The following is a 20,185-nucleotide window of genomic DNA, read 5'->3' on the forward strand; positions in this document are numbered from 1 at the left end:
AGTAATCCGCGCGAGACGCGGAACGACAACAACAACGATAACAATAAGGCGTGATCGTCCATGACGAGCCGCCCAACAACCGGGAGCGAGAATCCAGTGAGAGCTATTATCGCCAGCACTATCTTCGCCGCAACGGCGATACTTGGCTGTCCTGTGAGCTATGCGGCCGCGACCGACAAGCCGATCCTCGTCGGGCTGATCGCGGGCACGACCGGTGCCTACGGCACAACGGGCGTGGCCACCGTCCAAGGCGCGCAACTCGCGGTCGACAAGATCAACGCCGCCGGCGGCGTGCTCGGCCGCCCGCTGAAGCTGGAATGGTATAACGACAATGCCTCGGCTACCTTGTCAGGACAGCTTTTTGCGAAGCTCGTCAGCAATGGCGCCGTCGCGATTGCAGGGTCGCCGGATACCGGCCCCGTCACGGCTCAGCTTGCCACGCGCTACAAGATTCCCACCATCGGCGTCGTGGATGATGGCGGTCTCACCGTCAATCCGCATGGGCCGGACAGCCCGCCCAACCCCTGGGTATTCGATTTCGGCCTCAACACCTTTGCCTGGGGCGCCAAGATTGCCGAACATGCCTTGAAGAATTGTCCGCAAGGACTGGCCGTTCTTCACGACCCGAGCACTTATGGCGAGGGCGGCAATTACGGCATCCAACTCGTCTATCGCAAGGCCAATCAGAAGGTAAAGATCGACGAGACCATTACGGAAAACTGGTCGACGGGCGCGACAACAGGCCTGATGCCGCAGATCAGCGCCATCAAGGCGGCCGGCGTCACCTGCGCCGATGTCTGGTTGACACCGCAGGACCAGGCCGCCTTCGCGCAGGATACGCATTCGCTCGGTTTCGCCGTCACCACCTATGGCAATGACGAAACCAATGCCGATGATACCTATGCCAAGCTTGCCGGTAGCAATGCAGATGGGACGATCAGCGCAGTGCTGACATCCGGTCTGCATCCCAGCCCCGCGATGCTGGCCTTCCGGGACAGCTACAAGACCAAATTCAACACGGAATCGACGCCCTTCGCCGAGACGAGCTATGACAGCATCCTTATGCTCGCCCAGGTCATCACCAAAGCCAATTCCACAAAGCCCGTCGATCTGCAGAAGGAGTTCAACAATACGAAGAACTTCGACGGCATCACCGGCAGCCTGAGCTTCAGCCCCGAGAATCACATCACCATCACGCCGGAGCAGCTGACCCTGGTGAAATATGATGCGGCGTCAAAGCAGTGGGTTGAACTGAAGGACTGATCAACCCACACCGCCGGCGAATAATATCCTGGGCTGTGGCGCGTCAGATCGCCACGGCCCAGTTTTCCGGTACCAAGCGGTAGCTGCCATTGCTTTTCACGACATGCGCGAAGGCCGGCAGATGCAGATGCATGCCGGCCACCAAAAGCCTCTCCGTCGCGACCGTCTCAAAGATACGGCGCCGATTTTCGGCAGCCAGCGCTTCATTGATATCGAACTCGCTGGTAACGCCGGGGTGGGGAATCTGGATCTCCGGCACATGCACGGTATCGCCCCAGATCACCAGGGTTTCACCGGCCGAGTCCAGCCGGTAGCCGCTATGCCCCGGCGTATGACCCGGCAAGGGCAGCTGCGTGATACCGGACAACACCTCCCCGCCATCGATCAGCCGAATGTGGTCGCGATAGGTGGTGAGCAGCGCCTGCGCGGCGTCGAGATAAGGGGTCGCCGCCGGCACGCGCCCGTCCCGCAGCGCAGGGTCGGACCAGAAGGCGACGTCATCCTTGTGAATGACAAGCTCGGCGCGCGGAAACATCGCCTTGCCGTCAGGGTCCAGCAGCCCATTGGAATGGTCGGGATGGATATGGGAAAGCAAAACGGTATCGAAATCCTCCGGCGCAAAACCGGCGGCCTTCAGATTCTCGGGCAGCAATCCCATGGAATAGATCGTGCTGCTGCCGCCCCCGGCATCGACCAATATGGTGCGCCCGGCGGTTTCGATGACGAAGGCATTGACGGTCAGGCGCGGCGGTTTTGTCCAAAATGCACCGCGCATGCAGGCATGCATCTCCTCCTGCTCCACGCCGCGCAGAATCTCGAAGGGAATGTCGAGGAAGCCGTCATTGATCACGGTGACCATCGCATCGCCGATCGGATGTCTGTAAATCCCCGGCACCTGCTTCGCTGTCTTATCCGCCATGGTTTCCCCCCGTCTTTTGTTTCATTCTAATGCACGGCCGCATACATGATGCGCTCTTCCGTCGCCTCACTCACGTCCAACTCTTCCACCACGCGGCCTTGCCTTGCAACCAGGATGCGGTCCGACAGGGCCATGATTTCCGGCAGGTAGGAGGAGATCACCACGACCGCAATGCCACGATCCGCAATCTCGTTGATGAAGCGATGGATTTCGGCAATGGCCCCGACATCGACGCCGCGCGTCGGCTCGTCAAAAATCAGGATGCGCGGTTCCTGCACTGCCGCCTTGGCAATGACGACCTTCTGTTGATTGCCGCCCGACAATTCGATGATCTTGGCATTGGCGTCGATCGCCCGCACGCCCAGTTTGCTTGTCCACTCGGCCGCCAAAGCCCGCGCCTGGGTCATGGACACGATAGACAGTGGATTGAAGCCGCGCGCCAGACGGCCCAGATAGATATTCTCGGCGATCGACATGGTCTCGAAGAAGCCCTCGATCTTGCGATCCTCGGTGATATAGACGATGCCGTCCAGGATCGCGGCGCGCGGTGCCTCGTAACGCACAGGCCGCCCGTCAAGCTCGATAGAGCCGCCGTGGAAATAGTCGCGTTTCAGCACGCCGCTCACGATCTTCATCGTCTCGGTGCGGCCGGCGCCGACCAGCCCGAAAAAGCCGGTGATCTGACCACTATAGACCGAGAACGAAGTATTGCGGACGATGCTGCCCATCGAGAGGTTCTGCACGCTCAGAATCCGCTCGCCGTAGGGGCGCCGGGCGCGCGGTTTGTCCTTGTCATACAACTCATGCGAGAGCGTGCGGCCGACCATGCCTTGCACGATGCGCTCCCGGTCGAAATCGCTCGTTCTGCCGGTCACCACCAACTCGCCGTCACGCAAGATGGTGATGCGGTCGGACAAAAGCAGAACTTCTTCCAGGGCGTGCGTGATGAAGATGATGGAGACGCCGCTCTCCTTCAGACGCCTGACGAGATTGAAGAAATGAAACTTTTCCTCCGGGGTCAGCGTCGCCGTCGGCTCATCGAAAATGATCAGCCGCGCCTCATGATGAACGGCCCGCGCGATCTCGACCATCTGCTTCTTGGCGGCACCGAGGGAGGAGACCAGCGCCATAGGGTCGACATGGAAGTTGAGCGACAGCAGAAAGCGCTGTGCCTGGATGTAAAGCCCCCGCAACCGGTTGAACATCTTCTCCTCGCCGAGATAGATGTTCTGCGCGACCGTCATGGACGGCACCAGATTCGTCTCCTGGAATACCATCGCGATCCCTTGGCCCTTGGCCTCGGAAGGGGATGACAGGGTGACGGGCGCACCGTCCAGCAGCATCTCACCGGATGTGAGTTGATAGACCCCTGCCAGGATTTTCGTCAGCGTCGATTTGCCGGCCCCGTTCTCGCCGACCAGCGCATGGATTTCACCGCGCTCGACATCGAAGTCGATATTGCGGATCGCCGGCACGCCACGAAATGCCTTGGTGGCCTGGCGCAGTTCAAGAACCTTGGTCATGCCGCTTGCCTTGCCCGACCGATCGTGAGGCCGACCACCACGCCCGATCCTTTGGCGCCGATCATCAATTGCCCGTCCCATTCCGCCAGCGACGTCACGCCATGAACGTGGCCGTCGGCGCGGCTGTGATAGCTCTCCACCGGCCGCATCCGGTCGTCACAGCGCAGCACAAGGCCATAGGACCAGGACGGCGACCAGGGTTTCAACTGATTGAGCTTTTTGCGCGCGCCGCCCTGGATGGGTTCCAGGAAGGTGACGCCGCTGGTCAGCGCCGGCGCGATCCACAGATCGGGATCGATGGTCTCGATCATCCGGCGGCGATACGCGTCCTCGCGAAGCACGAACTCGACCAGTTGGTTGCGGGGTGCGAACAGCGCCAGCCAGAAGCCACCCTCCGCCCGCCGCAACATGCGGCCCGGATAGGCCGGCAACTGTCCCAATAGGACAGTGGGCAGGCCGGCGCTGGTGGCAGGCAGGCACAACACCCGATGGCGCCATGCCTCGGCGACGAAAATATCGCCCTCGGCGCTCAGTGCGATCCCGCTGGGATAGGCGAGGCCAAACGCCAGCCGCACGGCCTTGCCCCCCGTCAGCGACAGGCGGAATACACTGCCGCTCGCGCCTTCGGTCATAAGGTCGCGCTTCCACGCGGCCGCGGGAAGACTGGCCGATCCGTTGGTGACGATAAGCGTGTCGGCATCGACAAAAGCGGCGCTGGTCGGACAGATCAATGCCTGCCCGGCGGCCTCGGTCACCCTCTGGCCGTCATGCCGGCCACCGATCAGCACCACGCCCTTGCCGTCCAACCCCACGGCCAGCGTACCATCCGCACTTGCGGCCAGACAACTGACCGGCGCCTCCAGGCTGCGCAGAATGCGCGCGGCCCCCGTATCGGACAAAGCCAGGATGTCGGACCCCTGGGAGCCGACCAGCCCGCCCGGTGTCGCGACAAGGTTGTCGATGCCGGCGAATTGCCCGATCACCCTCGCCTCATCCAGCCGCGTATTGGGCGTCAGCGGACCGTCCATGGCGGGGACCGCGCTGCCCGCCGTGTCGAAGCCGCGAAAGGAGGCATAGGCTCTACGGAATGCCCCGATCATGCCGGCTTCCCCCAATAGCTGTCGACCGCGCACCAATTCGGATCGGCTCCGGGAATCTTGTAGCGGCCGATACGATTGTTGGAGATGCCGCCGAGATAGAGATAGCCCTTGTGCTCACGCATCGAGGTGATCATGGGGTGATTGACGCCACCGAGGTCCCATAGCGTTTCGAGTATCTCACCATTTTCATTGAAGCGGATCACGCAGCCCGTATTGATATTGGGATAAAGCCACAGATCGGGCGCGACACGGCGGGCCATGCGACGTCGGAAGCCCGGCATCGACTGCGCAAGATCCAGCGCGGGTGTCCGCATCCCCAGCAAGGCTGCCCAGTAATTGCCGTCCGATGAGCGATTGATATTGGCCGGGTAGCCAGGAAGATTGGTCAGCACTGCCGCCCTCTCGCCCTTGCGCGGTCCGTCGAACCAATAGCGGCTGATGCGGCAGGTCCAGGCTTCGGCGAAGAGGAAGGACTGGCCGTCGGATGCCAGCACGACACCATTGGCAAACACAAGGTCATGGATTTCAGTCCGCGTCGTGCCGGTGCGCGGATCGTAACAAATCACCCGGCCATTGCCGCGACATTCCACGGAATCGGTTGCCCAATCCTCCTGCTCATAACGAATGGTGGCTTCGCTGAAATAGATGCGACCGTCGGGCGCGACGTCCAGATCATCGGCAAGACGCAGGCGTGAATCGTCCACAATCGAGAACAGGCTGCGATTTGTCTCATCCGTCAGTTTCGTCACCTGCCGGTCTGGCGAGACCTGATAAAGTCCCATGCCGCCGATACAGACGAGCAGATTGCCCGCGCGATCGAAAGCCATGCCAAGCGGGTGACCGCCGATATGGGCAAAGATCTCATGCCGCGTATGGTCAGGCCCGAAGAAGCGAACGATATCCCCCTGGCGGGTGCCGCAATAGAGATTGTCGTCGCGGTCGAGGATGACATCCTCTGGACCTTCGATCAGCCCGAGGCCGATGATGTCGACAGTGCGCAGCTTGTCGTTCAGCGCATAGGGCGAGCCGGGATCGGACGTACGGGGAAAGGGCGGCAAGGACAGATAGGTCGGCGAGACATAGACTTTCGAAAGCAGCTTCTCGCGGTTCTTCAGCCAGCGCATATCGACGAAGACCGCGCCGATCAGCACGCAGCCGAGAATCATGGAGGTGACCGGCCCGGTGACGCCGAAATTGATCAGGCTATTCGTCAGGATGAGGACGAGAAGCGCGCCCATGACGGCTTTCGATACCGACCCGCGCCCGCCGCCGAGCGAATTGCCGCCCAGTACCACCGCCGTCAGGGCCGAAACTTCAAGCCCGATGCCGGTATCGGACCCCGTGCTGCCAAGACGGGCGGCAAACAGAAACCCTGCCAGGGCGGCCAGCCCGCTCGACCAGACATAGGCGAAAAAGACGGTGCGGCGCACATTGATGCCGGCATTATAGGCGGAGCGCCTGGCGCCGCCCACCGCCGTCAGTCGCCAGCCCGGCCGCATCCGCGACAGCACCATATGCCAGATCAAGGCGATGACCACGGCGAGCAGCAGGCTGAAGGGGATACCGAAGACCGATCCTTCGCCGAGATAATCCCATAGATCGGAATCGACGCTTCCCGAGACCAGCGCCGTCGAGAAATGGAGGAAGGCAATCTCGTAGATCGAGCGGAAAATGATCAGCGTCACCAGCGTCGTCAGAAAGGCGCGGAGCCGCAGATAGCCGATCAGAACGCCGTTCAAGGCACCGCAGAGGGCGCCAAGCGCCAAAGTCACCACCAACACAAGCGGGATCGACCAGGCCAGCACATTGACGCCGAGCAGCGCGAAGAGAACCGCGAGAGAAAAGACCGCGCCGACCGAGAGATCGATACCGCCCGAGACGACGACAATCGCGAGGCCCAGCACGACAAGGCCGAATTCCGCCACCTGCCGCCCGAGATCGGAAAGATTCGACAGCGCGAAGAAATCCGGCGTGATCGAACCGAAAGCGGCAATCACCGCGACCAGAGCGATGAAGGGAATGGCATTGTCAATCCACCGCTTCGACAAAAGCTCCCCGATCAGATGATCGGGGAGGAAGCGGTAGCGCAGCCGAACAAGTGTGTCGTTTTGAGCCATCGGTGTGTGGTCTATTTCAGCTCGTTCAGGGACCAGCAGTTACGCGGCGTCAGATTGTCCTTCGTCAGGATCGTCAGCGGCGTGTAATAGGTATTCTTCACCGTGCCGGCCTTGGCAGGCGACAGCAGCAATTCGACGATCTGCTGGTTGAGGATGTCACCCTGCAAAGGCACGTTGTAGCTCACCGTCATATCGAGCAGGCCCTTGCGGATATTCTCGCATCCATCCGCGGTACCGCCACCGGAGGTCACGACATAGACCTGGCCCGTCTTGCCGGCCTGCTGGATGGCAGCGCCCGCACCGACATCCTGATTGTCCCAATTGCCGACAACGCCGCAGAGATCGGGGTTTTGCTGAAGCACCGTCTCCATGATCGCGCGCGCCTTGGCGGGGTCGTAATTCGCCGCCTGTTCGGAGACGATCTTGATATTGGGATGTTTCGAGAAAGTGTCGTGATAGGCGTAAAGCTCATAAAGGTTGGATGCCGCCGTGGGCACGCCCTGCATGATCGCGATCTTGCCGGATGTGCCAGGGCCGCATTTCTTCACCAGCGCATCGGCTTCGACATAGCCGACCTTCACCCAATCGGCGCCGACATAGGAATCCGTGGTCAGCGCGGATTCGAGATTGACCTGAAGCACCTTTATGCCGGCCTGCTCAAGCCGCTTGATGGGGCGCGCATAGGACTGCACGTCCGGATTATGCACGATCACCAGATCCGGCTTCTGCGCGATCAGGGAGGTCAGCGCCCGCGTGCCGGCATCCGTGCTCCAGTTCGGGTCACGAATCTCGAATGTATAACCAAGATCGGCCGCCTGGCGGCGCATGATGGCGGCCCAGCCTTCAGTGAGATCGAAACCCATCGAGAGCGGCACGAAGACGACCTTCTTGCCCTTGAGCCCGTCATAATACGGCGCGCGGCGCGCGGCATTCGACAGACCGCTATCCTGGGCATAGGCCGTGCCAATGGCGAATACCGCCGTCAGTATCAGGGCAATGAAGCGAAGCATTGAATCCCTCCCATTTGTTTTTTGATTGGAGCGCGGCGCAAGGCAGCAGGCGTCAGATATCACCCTGCTGCTGCTGCGCCGTCTGCTCGTCGCGCGGATTGATCAGGCTATCGGTGACGAGAGCGAGCAGCAGCACGATGCTTTTGACCAGATTCTGCTCGGTATAGGAAACGTCCATGATCGTCATGCCATCAAGCAGGACACCGACCAGAAGTGTGCCGACAAGAATGCTGCGCACATTGCCGCGCCCGCCGCTGAGGCTGACGCCACCCAGCACGACGACAAGCAATACGTCATAGATCATTGTCGAGTTATAGATGCGCGTGCTCATGCTCGCGACGGATGCGGCCATAACAAGCCCGGCCGCATACGCGATGAGACCCGAGACGACATATTGGGCGATGATTAGCAAGGCGACCGGTATGCCGGCCACCCGTGCGGCGAGCAGATTGTCGCCCATGGCATAGACAAAGCGACCGAAGCGGGTCCATCGCAACAGCAGCCAGACGATGACGGCCAGGACCGCGAAAGCGATGATCGGCATCGGCACGCCGAAGACATGACCGACGCCCAGGAATGAAAAGGCTCCGGCATTATCGGGCACGTTCTGGACGTCGATCTTGAAGAAATAGGCTCGGCCGACGCCATAGACGGCCAGTCCCATCGCGAGCGTCGTGAAAATCGCGGGAACCTCGGCGAAGGCGACCAGGATTCCGGTGATGCAACCGACAAGGATGACGAAACCCGCCCCGATCAGCAGCGCATAGCCGAAGCCCATGCCCGCCTGCGCCAGGGAGAAGGCCCAGGACACGGCCACCACCATCGTCGCGATCATCGCGAGGTCGATCCCACGGCCGATGACGACAAGGCCCATGCCCAGACCCAGCATTCCCAGGATGGAGACACTGCGGATGAGGGCGACAATATTGCCCGAGGTGACGAAGCCATGCAGGGAGACAGCAAAGGCGACGAACAGCACGACCGCCAAAGCAAAGACGATGCCCTCTTGCGTCAGTTTTGCACGACGAGCGGCGATCTTCATGGATGCAGCGATTCGAACATTATGATCGAGCGCACGGATATCCGCGAACTCATCCTCCTGGTGTTATTATTGCACTAAGATTGCCCGAAGGCGCTGCGTCGAGAGAATAGCGCGGCGGAACATAGCAGCTATAGCCGGGATCGCCCGGACCTATAGCTGCTGTGCCGATATCCTGTCTCGTCAGGGTGCGAGATAGCCACCGTCGACGACAAGCGACGTGCCCGTAATGTAGCTTGCCTCATCACTGGCCAGAAACAAAGCCGCATAGGCGGTCTCGATCGGCTGCCCGGCACGCTTGAGCAGGCTGCCATTGATCAAGGCCGCTTCTATCACGGGGCCCTGATCCTTGTTCATGGGCGTCACGATATAGCCGGGATGGAGGGAGTTGCAGCGAATGCCATCCTGGCCATGGGTTGCGGCGACATTCTTGCTGACATTGAGAATGGCCCCCTTCGCGGCCTGATAGGCATGGGCGCTCGGGACACCGGCCAGGCCCCAGATCGACGCGACATTGACGATCGACCCCTGTTTTCTGGCGATCATATGCGGCAGCACCTCACGCATTCCGCGAAAGATGCTTTTAAGGTCCACATCCAGAACGCGATCCCACATCGCATTCGTCGTCTGCAGGATCGGCTCGTACATCACGATCCCCGCATTATTGATCAGGATATCGATCTTGCCGTGGTCGGCGATGATCCGGTCGATCACCGCCTTCCACTGGTCGTCACGCGTGACGTCAAGCTGGACGAAGTCGACGGAACTGTCGGACGTATTCTCGGGTTCCAGAATATCGCCGGCGATCACCGCCGCCGCACCTTCCCGCATGAACAGTTCCGCCATTTCGCGGCCCTGTCCCCGCGCGCCGCCGGTGACAAGGGCGACCTTGCCTCTAAGCCGCTCTACCATCTGTCGCTCTCTCCGATGGATGATGTGGACAAGTCACGGCGCCAGATACCCGCCGTCGACGACCAGCGACGTTCCGGTCACGTAGCTCGCCTCGTCGCTTGCCAGAAAAAGCGCCGCATAGGCGGTCTCGATCGGCTGCCCGGCGCGCTTCAGAACCGTCCCCGCAATCAGCGCCGCATTGATGTCAGGCGCCTGATGTTCGTTCATCGGCGACAGAATATACCCGGGATGCAGGGAATTGCAGCGCACGCCGTCTTCGCCATGCGTCGCAGCCACGTTTTTGCTGACGTTGAGAATGGCGCCCTTCGCCGCCTGATAGGCATAGGAGTTGGGGACGCCGGCCAGACCCCAGATTGAGGAGACGTTGATGATCGAACCCTGCTTTCTGGCGATCATATGCGGCAGCACTTCGCGCATGCCGAAGAAGATGCTTTTCAGATCGACGTCCAGCACCCGGTCATAGATCTCGTTGGTCGTCTCCAAAATCGGCTGGTAAAGGCAGATCGCGGCATTGTTGATCAGGATGTCGATCTTGCCGTGATCGGCGACGATCTTGTCGATGACGGCCTTCCATTGATCGTCCTTGGTGACATCGAGGCGCACAAACTCGACCGAACTTGTATCCGCATTCTCGGCATCGAGCACGTCACCCGAAATGACGGCGCGCGCGCCCTCCTGCATGAAAAGCTCGGCCATCGCACGGCCCTGCCCGCGCGCGGCACCGGTGATGAGTGCAACCTTGTCTTTCAACCGATCCATATCTCAATTCACTCCGTTCAGATTAAAATTTGGGCCTGCCGCGACCTCACGTGGAGCGCGGTGCCTTCAGGCGGCCCCGCGTTATCCGCCGCGTGTTAACGGCGTCGAACAGGACTGCAATAAAGATAAGCGCACTCTGCATGAACTGAACCAGGAAGGGGTCCACATTCAGAAGCGTCAGACCATTATTGATCACGCCGATCAGCAGCACACCGACAAGGGTTCCCCATAGGCTGCCCTTGCCGCCAAACAGACTTGTGCCACCGATGACGATCGCCGCGATCACCCGCAGCTCGACGCCGACACCGCCGGTTGGCGTCGCAGCACCTACACGCCCGACGATGATGATGGAGGCGATGCCGACGCAAATTCCAGCGATGACATAGACCAGAAACGTGACGCGATTGACCTGAATACCGGCGAGCCGGGCGGCTTCACGATTGCCGCCGACCGCGAACACGCTTTTGCCGAAGGCCGTCCTGGTCAGAAGCACGCCACCGACGATGAAGACGATAACGGTGACAATGACGGAAATCGGGATGCCGCCCAGCACGGTGCCGCTTCCGAAATAGGTGAAAGCCGCCGGCAGGGTATAGACGCTCTGGCCGCCATTGGCCTCAAGCGTCAAACCCTGGGCCATGCCCATCGTCGCCAAGGTTACGATAAAGGGCGCAAGCTTTATGCCGGCTACCGAAATGCCATTCACGGCACCGATCGCGACCGCGATCAGCATGGTGACGATCGCACCGCCCAAAGCGCCGAATCCCGCTTGCATCAGCAAAGCGCCGATCATCCCGGCAAGGCCGATGGCGGCGCCGACCGAAAGATCGATACCCCCCGTGATCACGACGAAGGTGCCGCCCACCGCCGTGATGCCGACGACAGAGGACTGAGACAATATCGCATAGATATTGTTTGCCGTCAGAAAGCTGTCCGAGAGCTGACTGAGAAGGGCGCAGATGATGACGAGTATCACGGCAATGGCGCTTGTCGTGCTTCCGAACAAACGACCCATGACAAAGCTGGCCGAAGGACGCTCGCGCGGCCGCCCGGGCGGGGGCATCGCGCCCTCCTTGCCGCGTGTGGGAATATTCAGTGACTGAGCCATGATCTCTTCCGCTTGGCTATAGGGGCGCTTCGTCAACCGAGCGACGCCGAGGTCAGAATACGCTCGCGGTCGAAATCGGCGCGCATGACCTCCTCCACAATCCGACCAGCCCGCAAGACATAGACCCTGTCGCAGGTCGCCAGCACTTCATCCGTGTCCGAACTCGTCAGCAAGACGACGGCACCCTGGCCCGCGAGATTGAGGACATGCTCATAGATGCTGGATTTGGCACCCACATCGACGCCCCTGGTGGGATCGTCGAGCATGATGACGCGGGCCCCGGCCAGCGCGACCCGCGCCAGAATGACCTTCTGCTGGTTGCCGCCCGACAGCGTGCCGATGGGCTGCGTGATGGAATCCGCCTTGACGCCGTAGCCGCGCACGCTGGCCTCGGCCAGGCCGGTCTGCCGCCCTGACATGATCAGGCCAAGGCGGCTGATGAGCGCATAGAGGCCCAGAACGAGATTGTCGCGGATCGACGCCGTCAGGATCAACCCCTCCCGCTTACGATCCTCGGGTGCATAGACGATACCGCGTTCGCGCGCATGGGTCAGATTGCCAAGACGGATTGTGCGGCCATCGACCGCGATTGATCCCGAGGTCGGCTTGGTGGCACCCGCCATGGCCTTCATCAGCTCGGTGCGGCCGGCCCCGTCGAGGCCGACGAGACCCAGGATTTCCCCGGAACGCGCGGTGATGGTCGCGGACCTGACACCCGGCGCGGTAAGGTCCTTGATCTCAAGCGCCACGTCACCCAAGGGCCGCTCCACCCAGGGATAGGCGTTCTGCAGGTCACGCGCCAGCATCGCTTTGACGAGGGCGGGCTGATCCCACTCGCCTGTCGGCTTGAGGGCGACGACCGCGCCATCGCGCATGACGACAATCGTATCGGAGATCGCAAACAGCTCATCGAGGTGATGGCTGACGTAAAGAATGGCCAGACCCTCACGCCGCAATTGTCGGATGATGTCGAGCAGGGTCTCGACATCGCCTTCCGGCAGCGACGATGTTGGCTCATCAAAAATCAGCACTCGCGCGTCACGCGCCAGGCAGCGTGCAATCTCAAGCAACTGACGTTGTGCCGGCGTCAGCGACCCCGCGCTCCGCTTGAGGTCTATATTCTGCAGGCCCACCCGCTCCAGCGCGGCGCGCGCGCGCTCCCGGTTGGCTTGTCCCTCCAACACGCCGAGCCGGCTGGACTGCCTGGCGAGAAGCACATTATCCAGCACGTTCATGGCCGGCACGTCCGTCAGCTCCTGATAGATCGTGCTGACACCGCTGCGGATCACCTGACCCGGATCGGGCGGCAGATGCCTGCCCGCCACCGTCACCTCACCGCTGTCGGGCACGACCGCGCCGGACAGGACCTTGATGAGGGTCGATTTTCCAGCACCGTTCTCTCCCGCCAGCGCCGTGATCGTTCCGGCCTCCAGCGTCAACGTGACATCGTTGAGGGCGACGACGCCCGGATAGCGCTTCGTGACATGGGACAGTTCGACGAGCGCGGCGCCGCTCATTGCTTCACTTGGTCCGCCCAAATTCCATAGGCCTTGACTTCAGGCGAATCGATATTGGCGGTGTCGATCACCATCAGCGGCCAGACCACGGAGGGGATGGTACTGATCGTCCCCGCTTCCTTCGCGTGGATATTGTCCGTCATCTCGATACCCATCTTGATGAATTCCTGGCTGACCGTCGCATCCTGCGAGCCGTTGCGGATTCCGACGATAGCGGGTTCGGACCCGTCAACCCCGATTGCGTAGATATGGCCAGGTTGACCGACGGGGGCGAAGCGTCCGGCTGCCTTGATGGCGGCAATGGCGCCGAAGGTCTCCGCGTCATTGGCGCCGTAGACAGCGTCGATCTTGGCATGGGCCTGCAGAATGGCGGTCATGACCTGATTGGCCTGGTCGGTATTGAAGCCGCCATCCGCCCGCGCGACGATTTTGATATCGGGGTATTTGGCGAGCGTATCGGCAAAGCCCTTCTCGCGCAGCGCGGCCGCAACGGTACCGGCGATCCCTTCAAGGTCGACCACATTGCCCTTCGGGGCACCGTATTTCTTCGTCAGGAATGTGACGACCTGTTCGGCCGCCAGCTTACCGCCTTCCGCATGATCCATACTATAGGTGGCCGTCACGGGGGTGACGATGTGATCCGCCAAGGCTATGACGGGCACATGATGTGCCGTCGCCGCCGCAACGGCAGGTGCGACCGCCGTACCGTCATAGGGCGTGATGACGATATAATTGGCGCCTTCCGACATCAGGCTTTCGACGTCGGATATTTGCTGCGAAGGGCTATTATTGGAATTGGCCATAATAAACCGGTATCCAAATTTCTTGGATTCGGTTTTCATGCCCATGATGATTCCAGCAAAAGCGGGATTGGCGACCGTATAGGTCGAGTAGCCGATGACGAGGCGTTTGGTGCTGCTTTGCGCCTGCGCATGTGTCGAAAGACTTGTCATACCGCACAGGATCGCTGCGACCGATGCCGCTGCCAACACAACATCTTTAAACAATCGCCGTGGTGACTGCAGGGACAAGTCTAGATTTTTCTGCACTGCAATATCGCCTTATATTTTTATTGTTGGAGATGGCAGATTGCGGGCGTGATCCTACGCGCAGGAAAGCGTGCGGTCAGTCAAATAAAACCGGGCCGCACAAATAAAACCGTGCAAAACCAGCGTATTTAACGCGATTTTCCCAAGAATTATTGGCTATCCTCATCTCGTATCCGTCCCACTCCGCTGCTTGTTATTAATTATAAACGGGCAGCTATATCAGCCTATCTATAGGAGGGGACGCCAAGCCGTGCCAGCGGTTAGGCAGATCATTTAAGACATAACTGGTATTGAACTTGGTCGCAGTCGGCCGCCCTTTTAAAGCGGCAACACCATCGCGCTCAGAAAATAGTAATTGCGCTCTCTGCGACTGATGGTGTTGTTTTTTGTGAGCATCTTCACACAGTCAGATGATTCCATCTGACTGTGATCTGCTCGAGGCTTAAATTTCAGGCGGTATTGGAGAAAAGGGGTTGGGAGAACGATTGCTGCAGTTGGCGCGAAGGATGTGAGGTCCTCGCAGCTTTCCCTGCGTTCTAACGTGGGTCCTTTTTCAAATCACCGCGTTGGCGACACCGTCCATCGCGATATTGACACCGGAAACATAACTCGCTCGCGCGGAAGCAAGGAAAACCACGACATCCGCGATTTCCTTCGGCTCAGCCATCCGTCCGATTGGAATTTTAGCGAGCGCTCTGGCGCTCGTCTCCTCCACTGATATGCCACTGAGCCTCGCATCCACCGCAAAGCCTTCTGCAACCCGACTGGTCTCGGTCAGTCCCGGGTTGACCCCGACCACTCGCACACCGCGGGGTGCGTAAGCTGTGGCCAGACCGGCCGTAGCCAGCATCAAGGCGGCATTCGCCGAGCCCCCGGGAAGATGCACTGGCGAAGCAACCTTACCCCCGTTGCCAATGACGTTGACGATTACGCCGGCGTTGCGTCGCGCCATCAGTTTAATCATCGGATCAATTACATAGATGTAGGTAAAGTATTTAGCGCTCATTGCCGCGTGCCACACATCCGGCGTCAAATCATCCGGTGGCGTTCTTTTTGCCGCCCCCGCGGAATTTACCAGCACGTCGATCGCGCCCAAGTCGCGTTCGACGGTTTCCACGATATGCGCCGCCTGCAGCGGATCCGCCAGATCAGCCACTAATCCGAGAACGTTACCGAGCTCGAGTTTTGCCCTTGCAATATTGTCGGCTGAACGCGAAACGATAGCAACCTTTGCTCCCTCGGACAGGAAAGCGGCTGCGCAGGCTAGTCCAATGCCCTTTGAACCACCAGTCACCAGAACAATCTTGTCTCTTAAACCTAAGTCCATCAGCACCGCTCCCGCGTCAGCTTTGGCTGACGACAAATCCATCGTTTCTTTGAGCAAGCTTGCGCTGAAATCTCGCGTATCGCAACTTGAGATTTAGCCCACCTCCCACCAACAGCATGATCTTACAACTCCAACTCAAAAAATCTGAGCTCGTCTGCACAGCCTGACAACACCCTTCGCGGCGCATGCCTGTGCCGTCGGATCAAGTGCGCCAGACCTCATGAAAGGCACCATCGCCATGGGTCACCGCCATAGTCGGGCCACCGATGATGAGCCTAACCATGTCACCCATTCAAAAATTTCCGCCATTTCTACCCCCATCGCGGTCTAAGCCGCCTTTCAGAAATGGGATTTGTCTGCGCGCGCCGGGTCTCAATCCTTCGGGATAAAGCACCCAAGCCGTTGGTGGGGCACCTTGTCGCCATGGTCGACCGCCTCCACCTATCGCGGTGGAACGATCGAGGATGAAGCAATGGAACCGATGAAGCCAATGGCTCCCATAGAGCCGATGAAACCAATGCCAGAGGGTGAGACGTGGTGGCCAGCTGATTTGGGTCAGCCTTCGACGAGCGGCAGCCAGAATGCCATGCGTTATGCCTTCTTCCCGGAAAAGCACCGGTTACTGGTAGAGAAGGACGGGAATCTGACCGCTTACGATACTGGAGACCACCACATCAGCGGGGTCTCGCAGCAGCAAAGCCAAGGGCAGGATTTAGCCTTTACCAGCCAGAACGGGACCGTGGGTCTGGATGAGCTGAAGTGGGTCGGTAGTGATGTTCACAAATCTGGCTGATGGCGATCTCGGCTGCCCACCAAACGTGGCGCGGCTGGTTCTCGCCAGCGAGACGGCAGGCGCGAACCGGGGCAGATGACGGCCTCCCAACAAGCGGCGCCACGCGTTTGCCGATCACGTCACGATTAGCAAGAACCGGTCGAGGGCCGAAGCCACTGCCTGATCAGCGTCGCTTTTTGGCAGTCGTCGCTGTGAAATCGGGGTCCTTGTTCGCGACCCAATCGACAAATTTGCGCAGGTTGGGGTTGGCCAACAGGCCCTCCACATCCGTCCCGTAACGCTGCAATTCGGAATTGGTGAAATTGGCGATCAGCGTCTCCTGGCAAATGGGATGCATGGGCACGACGTCGCGCCCGCCTCGGCTTTTAGGCACAGGATGGTGCCAGACGATAGACTTGCCGGTGGATCTGCCGCAGAGCCAGCAGAGCGCTGCCACGACCGGAGCGTCCTCCTCACGATGCAAATCTTCGTCCGGATCATGTTTCGAATGTTTGCGGGCCATACGTCTGCCTGTGGGGTTAAACTTGACCGCCCAGCCTTAGCAGAGCGCTTAGCAATACGGCATTGGCATCTATGACTGAACCATGCGCGCCTACCGCAACACGGGCCTGCTTCCCTAGAGCAGATCACAGTCAGATGGAATCATCTGGCTGTGTGAAGATGCTCGCAAAAACAATAATCTAGAGCGGTATCCGTGAGCGTAAGCGAACGGGAAACGCTCTGGCGTCTAAGCTGGGGGCCAGGCGTTCATCGCCACGTCGACAATCTCGATAAGGCGGCCCCTGGACGCGCCGTCTCTTGCCTGCACGGCCAAACCCCGAGACAAGGCGGTCCGAACAGCCTCCAGGCTAGGCGGCAGATGGGTGCCCGCAAGAGAGATCATGCAGCCGTTCGGGCGATCCGCCCTTGTGAACTCGGCCGCAGCCTTGTTCAACACATTCACACGATTTCAACCCTTTGCAGTCATTGTTCGGACAAGTAAGTTATCTTGAGAGCTGACGGTCAGAGCCAGCCACCAGCGGATTGGTCCGAGAGGCATTTGGCATGAATTCTTATGATGACGACGACCTCCGGGACAACGCGCAGAACGATCTGTGCCACAAAGAATTCGCCGATCTTTAGCTTGATAGAAATGGCTCGATGAACCACGCTCAGGCAGCAACCCGGCAATTGTCGATCGGCGCCGCTTTGGGTTTGCTGATTCCCTTTGTTCTCGGATTGCCCTTTTTTTGGGAGGCCCTCTGCGGTATTCCGGCATTTATATTCGTTACTCTGAAACGAAGGCGAACCAATCCTGATATCTCGTGATACGCGCTACTCCGATACGGGACAGATTTGACGAAAGCTGAGATTTTTGGACAAGGGGCGGGCTTGACCGATAACTAACTCCGCGGCTTTCGGATCACGAAGCTATTCGAACGGCACAGCGTCGGTGGCCAAACCATTGAATCCTCCAGGACTTCGACCGGAATACACCCCGCTTCCGCCGCCAGTGCGAATACCGCGCCCTGCGGCAGCACATGGATCGGCAGGGTCTCCGACGGCTTCGAATCCGACAGCGCCGCTGCACTGTCATAGGAATACCCGACCCGAGCCGTTGGCACCTGGAACACCGCCACGCCACCCGGTGTCAGCAAGCTGAATGCCCGACGCAGGATCAGCGCCGTGACCGGCGGCGGATTGTGCTGCAAGGTCCGAGTGCTGAACCAGAGATCGAACGGTGCCGCCATGCCGAAATCCAGCGCGTTCACCAAGCTGAACTGCACCCGGCTGCCACAGGCTGCGCGCGCCAGCGCCAAATGGCTCGGCGACACGTCACACCCTGCGACCACGCTAAACCAATCCGCCATCGGCGCAGTCATCCGCCCCACGCCGCAGCCGAAATCCATCACCCGCGGCAAATCACCCGGCTGCCAGCCATGACGGGCCAAAATCGTTACCAGATGTGCCACATCCTGCGCACCGGATGCCAGGAACGCGGCGCGATTGCCATCGATCTGGTCGGGCATGAACGCCGGCTTCCCCGCTACCGACCAATGCGGCATCGTCTCACCCAGCCGGGTCCAATGCGCCTGCACCCGTGCCAGAAGCTCGGCCGCGATATCCGACGACACATCCCATTCGATGGCCTGCCGCTCGTCGCGCATGCGGACGGCTGAAGATGGCAATGCTATCGCGAAGGCCTCGGTCGCCATCAGCCGTTCCCGAAGTGCTGCTTCCGGCACCGCCGCCCAGGCACGCACCTCATCCGCCGTGGCGGCGCGGCCCAGCAGCCAGTGGAACGCCGCCGCGATTTCAGCCGGCGTTGCCACTCAGAGCCCGACGGCGCGGGCGAAGACCGCCGGGTTTGCATTGCCGCCGCTGATAATTACGCCGACCACCTGGAGGTTCATGATCGAAGCTAAACATGCACGAACAAGAAGAGCAACGATGTAAACATGCACAAACAGGCGCCGTCTCATGCGCAGAGTTTGCCAGAGCCTCCCCAGCAACCTGACAGCACCCCATTTCGTGCGAATCAACCGGCCCTGTCCCAAGTCGCGACAAAGAAAACCTCGTCATGCGTAGCAACGTGAACATTGCCATCTGTCGTGACCCAGCCGCGATACATGCCCGCCGTGTTGTAAGGAGCTATGACGGTCCCCGAGCAATCGATCGCGACTAATCCAGCACCGACTTTGTCCGCCGTCAGGTTCCCCAGCACCGCCTCCGCGGCGGCGCCCAAACTTTCCCCGAGATAAGCCATACGACTAGCGACATCATGTCCGACAACCCGGCGGATGAACATCTCTCCCGCACCGGTTCCTGAAACGGCACAGGCACCGTTCCTGGCATAAGTTCCGGCGCCGATGATCGGTGAGTCTCCAACGCGCCCCTCTGGCTTGTTGGTATAGCCGCCGGTCGAAGTCGCCGCTGCAAGATGCCCATCGCGGTCCATAGCAACAGCACCGACCGTGCCGTGTTTCTCACTTTCGGAAGCCACACGAGCGAGCCCTTTAGTAGAAAGCCCCTTCATGCGCGCAAGCGCCTGTCGCTGACGGTCCGTGACGAAATGGGCAGGCTCCATCACGTCAAGGCCAGCACCTTGGGCATAGCGATCCGCCGCCGGGCCGGTCAGCATGACAACGTCGCCAGCATCCATAAGCCGGCGCGCCAATCTCACCGGGTTCTGGCAGCGCTCGGCAGCACTGACCGCGCCGCAGCCGAGTGTCGAGCCATCCATGATCGAGGCATCTAGCGCGACATGGCCGTTGCAGTTCAGCGCCGCACCATATCCTGCATTGAAATGCGGTGAATTTTCCATCACGACGACTGCGGCCTCCACGGCATCAACGGCAGAGGCGCCCCTGACCAGAAGCGCCCATCCCGCCTGCAACGCCAGGACCAGATCCTGCCGCGCCGACGCCCAGTCTGCCGTGCTGCGTTCACCATGGGGCATGACACCGCAGCCCCCATGAATGCCGATAGCCACATTGGTTGTCGTCGCTGTCATAGTGTGGCTCCTACCCTAGGATGGTTTTCATGGCCGGCCGCCGATCAAGTTCGACGGAGACTGCAACCTATTGTCTCTGTTTTAGATTTATACTTGGCTTTACACATGTTGTTGTTCAATTCGGGGAGGATATCGAGGGATAGGCTGATCAACGCCAACAGAACGACCAATCAAATATCCGGCTGAAAGTATCAGCATTTGTTTCCGAGAAATGATCGATCGTAAAACTTGTTATATGCAAGCGCCACAAAGTCAT

Annotated in this window: 17 protein-coding genes; 2 read left to right on the forward strand and 15 right to left on the reverse strand. The window is 60.0% G+C overall.

Annotated elements, in window-relative coordinates:
- Positions 1–96: 96 nt before the first annotated feature.
- Complete coding sequence (locus ACELLULO517_RS20070; RefSeq protein WP_227309211.1) at positions 97–1,263, forward strand: ABC transporter substrate-binding protein; 1,167 nt, start codon at positions 97–99, stop codon at positions 1,261–1,263.
- Positions 1,264–1,306: 43 nt separating this feature from the next.
- Here the strand turns inward: ACELLULO517_RS20070 and ACELLULO517_RS20075 are convergent, their stop codons facing one another.
- From ACELLULO517_RS20075 to ACELLULO517_RS20130, 12 genes are all read right to left on the reverse strand, one after another.
- Positions 1,307–2,182 carry an MBL fold metallo-hydrolase gene (locus ACELLULO517_RS20075; protein ID WP_227309212.1) on the reverse strand — a complete coding sequence of 292 codons (876 nt, stop codon included), beginning with the start codon at positions 2,180–2,182 and terminating at the stop codon, positions 1,307–1,309.
- Between the two features lie 26 nt (positions 2,183–2,208).
- The gene (locus tag ACELLULO517_RS20080) at positions 2,209–3,705 is read right to left on the reverse strand and encodes a sugar ABC transporter ATP-binding protein (protein WP_227309213.1); all 1,497 of its coding nucleotides are present in this window, start codon (positions 3,703–3,705) and stop codon (positions 2,209–2,211) included.
- Complete coding sequence (locus ACELLULO517_RS20085; protein WP_227309214.1) at positions 3,702–4,805, reverse strand: SMP-30/gluconolactonase/LRE family protein; 1,104 nt, start codon at positions 4,803–4,805, stop codon at positions 3,702–3,704. The genes ACELLULO517_RS20080 and ACELLULO517_RS20085 overlap by 4 nt, the downstream gene beginning before the upstream one ends.
- Positions 4,802–6,922, reverse strand: coding sequence for an ABC transporter permease (locus ACELLULO517_RS20090; RefSeq protein WP_227309215.1), 2,121 nt, complete (start codon positions 6,920–6,922; stop codon positions 4,802–4,804). Before ACELLULO517_RS20090 ends, ACELLULO517_RS20085 begins: the two co-directional genes overlap by 4 nt.
- 11 nt (positions 6,923–6,933) lie before the next feature.
- Positions 6,934–7,932 (reverse strand): sugar ABC transporter substrate-binding protein, encoded by a 999-nt coding sequence (locus ACELLULO517_RS20095; RefSeq protein ID WP_227309216.1) that lies wholly within the window; start codon positions 7,930–7,932, stop codon positions 6,934–6,936.
- A 52-nt stretch (positions 7,933–7,984) separates the two neighbouring features.
- Complete coding sequence (locus ACELLULO517_RS20100) at positions 7,985–8,974, reverse strand: ABC transporter permease (RefSeq protein WP_227309217.1); 990 nt, start codon at positions 8,972–8,974, stop codon at positions 7,985–7,987.
- Between the two features lie 180 nt (positions 8,975–9,154).
- Positions 9,155–9,883 carry an SDR family NAD(P)-dependent oxidoreductase gene (locus ACELLULO517_RS20105; protein ID WP_227309218.1) on the reverse strand — a complete coding sequence of 243 codons (729 nt, stop codon included), beginning with the start codon at positions 9,881–9,883 and terminating at the stop codon, positions 9,155–9,157.
- A 33-nt stretch (positions 9,884–9,916) separates the two neighbouring features.
- Positions 9,917–10,642 (reverse strand): SDR family NAD(P)-dependent oxidoreductase, encoded by a 726-nt coding sequence (locus tag ACELLULO517_RS20110; RefSeq protein WP_227309219.1) that lies wholly within the window; start codon positions 10,640–10,642, stop codon positions 9,917–9,919.
- A gap of 46 nt (positions 10,643–10,688) precedes the next feature.
- Positions 10,689–11,750 (reverse strand): ABC transporter permease, encoded by a 1,062-nt coding sequence (locus tag ACELLULO517_RS20115; RefSeq protein ID WP_227309220.1) that lies wholly within the window; start codon positions 11,748–11,750, stop codon positions 10,689–10,691.
- Positions 11,751–11,782: 32 nt separating this feature from the next.
- Positions 11,783–13,267, reverse strand: a complete 1,485-nt coding sequence (locus ACELLULO517_RS20120) for a sugar ABC transporter ATP-binding protein (RefSeq protein WP_227309221.1) — start codon at positions 13,265–13,267, stop codon at positions 11,783–11,785.
- Positions 13,264–14,256, reverse strand: a complete 993-nt coding sequence (locus ACELLULO517_RS20125; protein WP_227309222.1) for a sugar ABC transporter substrate-binding protein — start codon at positions 14,254–14,256, stop codon at positions 13,264–13,266. The genes ACELLULO517_RS20120 and ACELLULO517_RS20125 overlap by 4 nt, the downstream gene beginning before the upstream one ends.
- A 613-nt stretch (positions 14,257–14,869) precedes the next feature.
- Positions 14,870–15,700 (reverse strand): SDR family oxidoreductase, encoded by an 831-nt coding sequence (locus ACELLULO517_RS20130; RefSeq protein WP_227309223.1) that lies wholly within the window; start codon positions 15,698–15,700, stop codon positions 14,870–14,872.
- A 415-nt stretch (positions 15,701–16,115) separates the two neighbouring features.
- Here ACELLULO517_RS20130 and ACELLULO517_RS20135 point away from each other — a divergent pair, with 415 nt between their 5' ends.
- The gene (locus ACELLULO517_RS20135) at positions 16,116–16,436 is read left to right on the forward strand and encodes a hypothetical protein (RefSeq protein WP_227309224.1); all 321 of its coding nucleotides are present in this window, start codon (positions 16,116–16,118) and stop codon (positions 16,434–16,436) included.
- Between the two features lie 163 nt (positions 16,437–16,599).
- On the opposite strand, the gene ACELLULO517_RS20140 is transcribed toward ACELLULO517_RS20135, so the two are convergent.
- The 3 genes from ACELLULO517_RS20140 to ACELLULO517_RS20150 form a co-directional block, all read right to left on the reverse strand.
- The gene (locus ACELLULO517_RS20140) at positions 16,600–16,938 is read right to left on the reverse strand and encodes an HNH endonuclease (RefSeq protein ID WP_227309225.1); all 339 of its coding nucleotides are present in this window, start codon (positions 16,936–16,938) and stop codon (positions 16,600–16,602) included.
- Positions 16,939–17,818: 880 nt separating this feature from the next.
- Complete coding sequence (locus ACELLULO517_RS28955) at positions 17,819–18,748, reverse strand: SAM-dependent methyltransferase (protein ID WP_227309226.1); 930 nt, start codon at positions 18,746–18,748, stop codon at positions 17,819–17,821.
- Between the two features lie 206 nt (positions 18,749–18,954).
- Positions 18,955–19,929, reverse strand: coding sequence for an isoaspartyl peptidase/L-asparaginase family protein (locus ACELLULO517_RS20150; RefSeq protein WP_227309227.1), 975 nt, complete (start codon positions 19,927–19,929; stop codon positions 18,955–18,957).
- Positions 19,930–20,185: the final 256 nt, after the last annotated feature.

The sequence above is a fragment of the Acidisoma cellulosilyticum genome (genome assembly GCF_020621385.1).
Lineage (GTDB): Bacteria > Pseudomonadota > Alphaproteobacteria > Acetobacterales > Acetobacteraceae > Acidisoma > Acidisoma cellulosilyticum.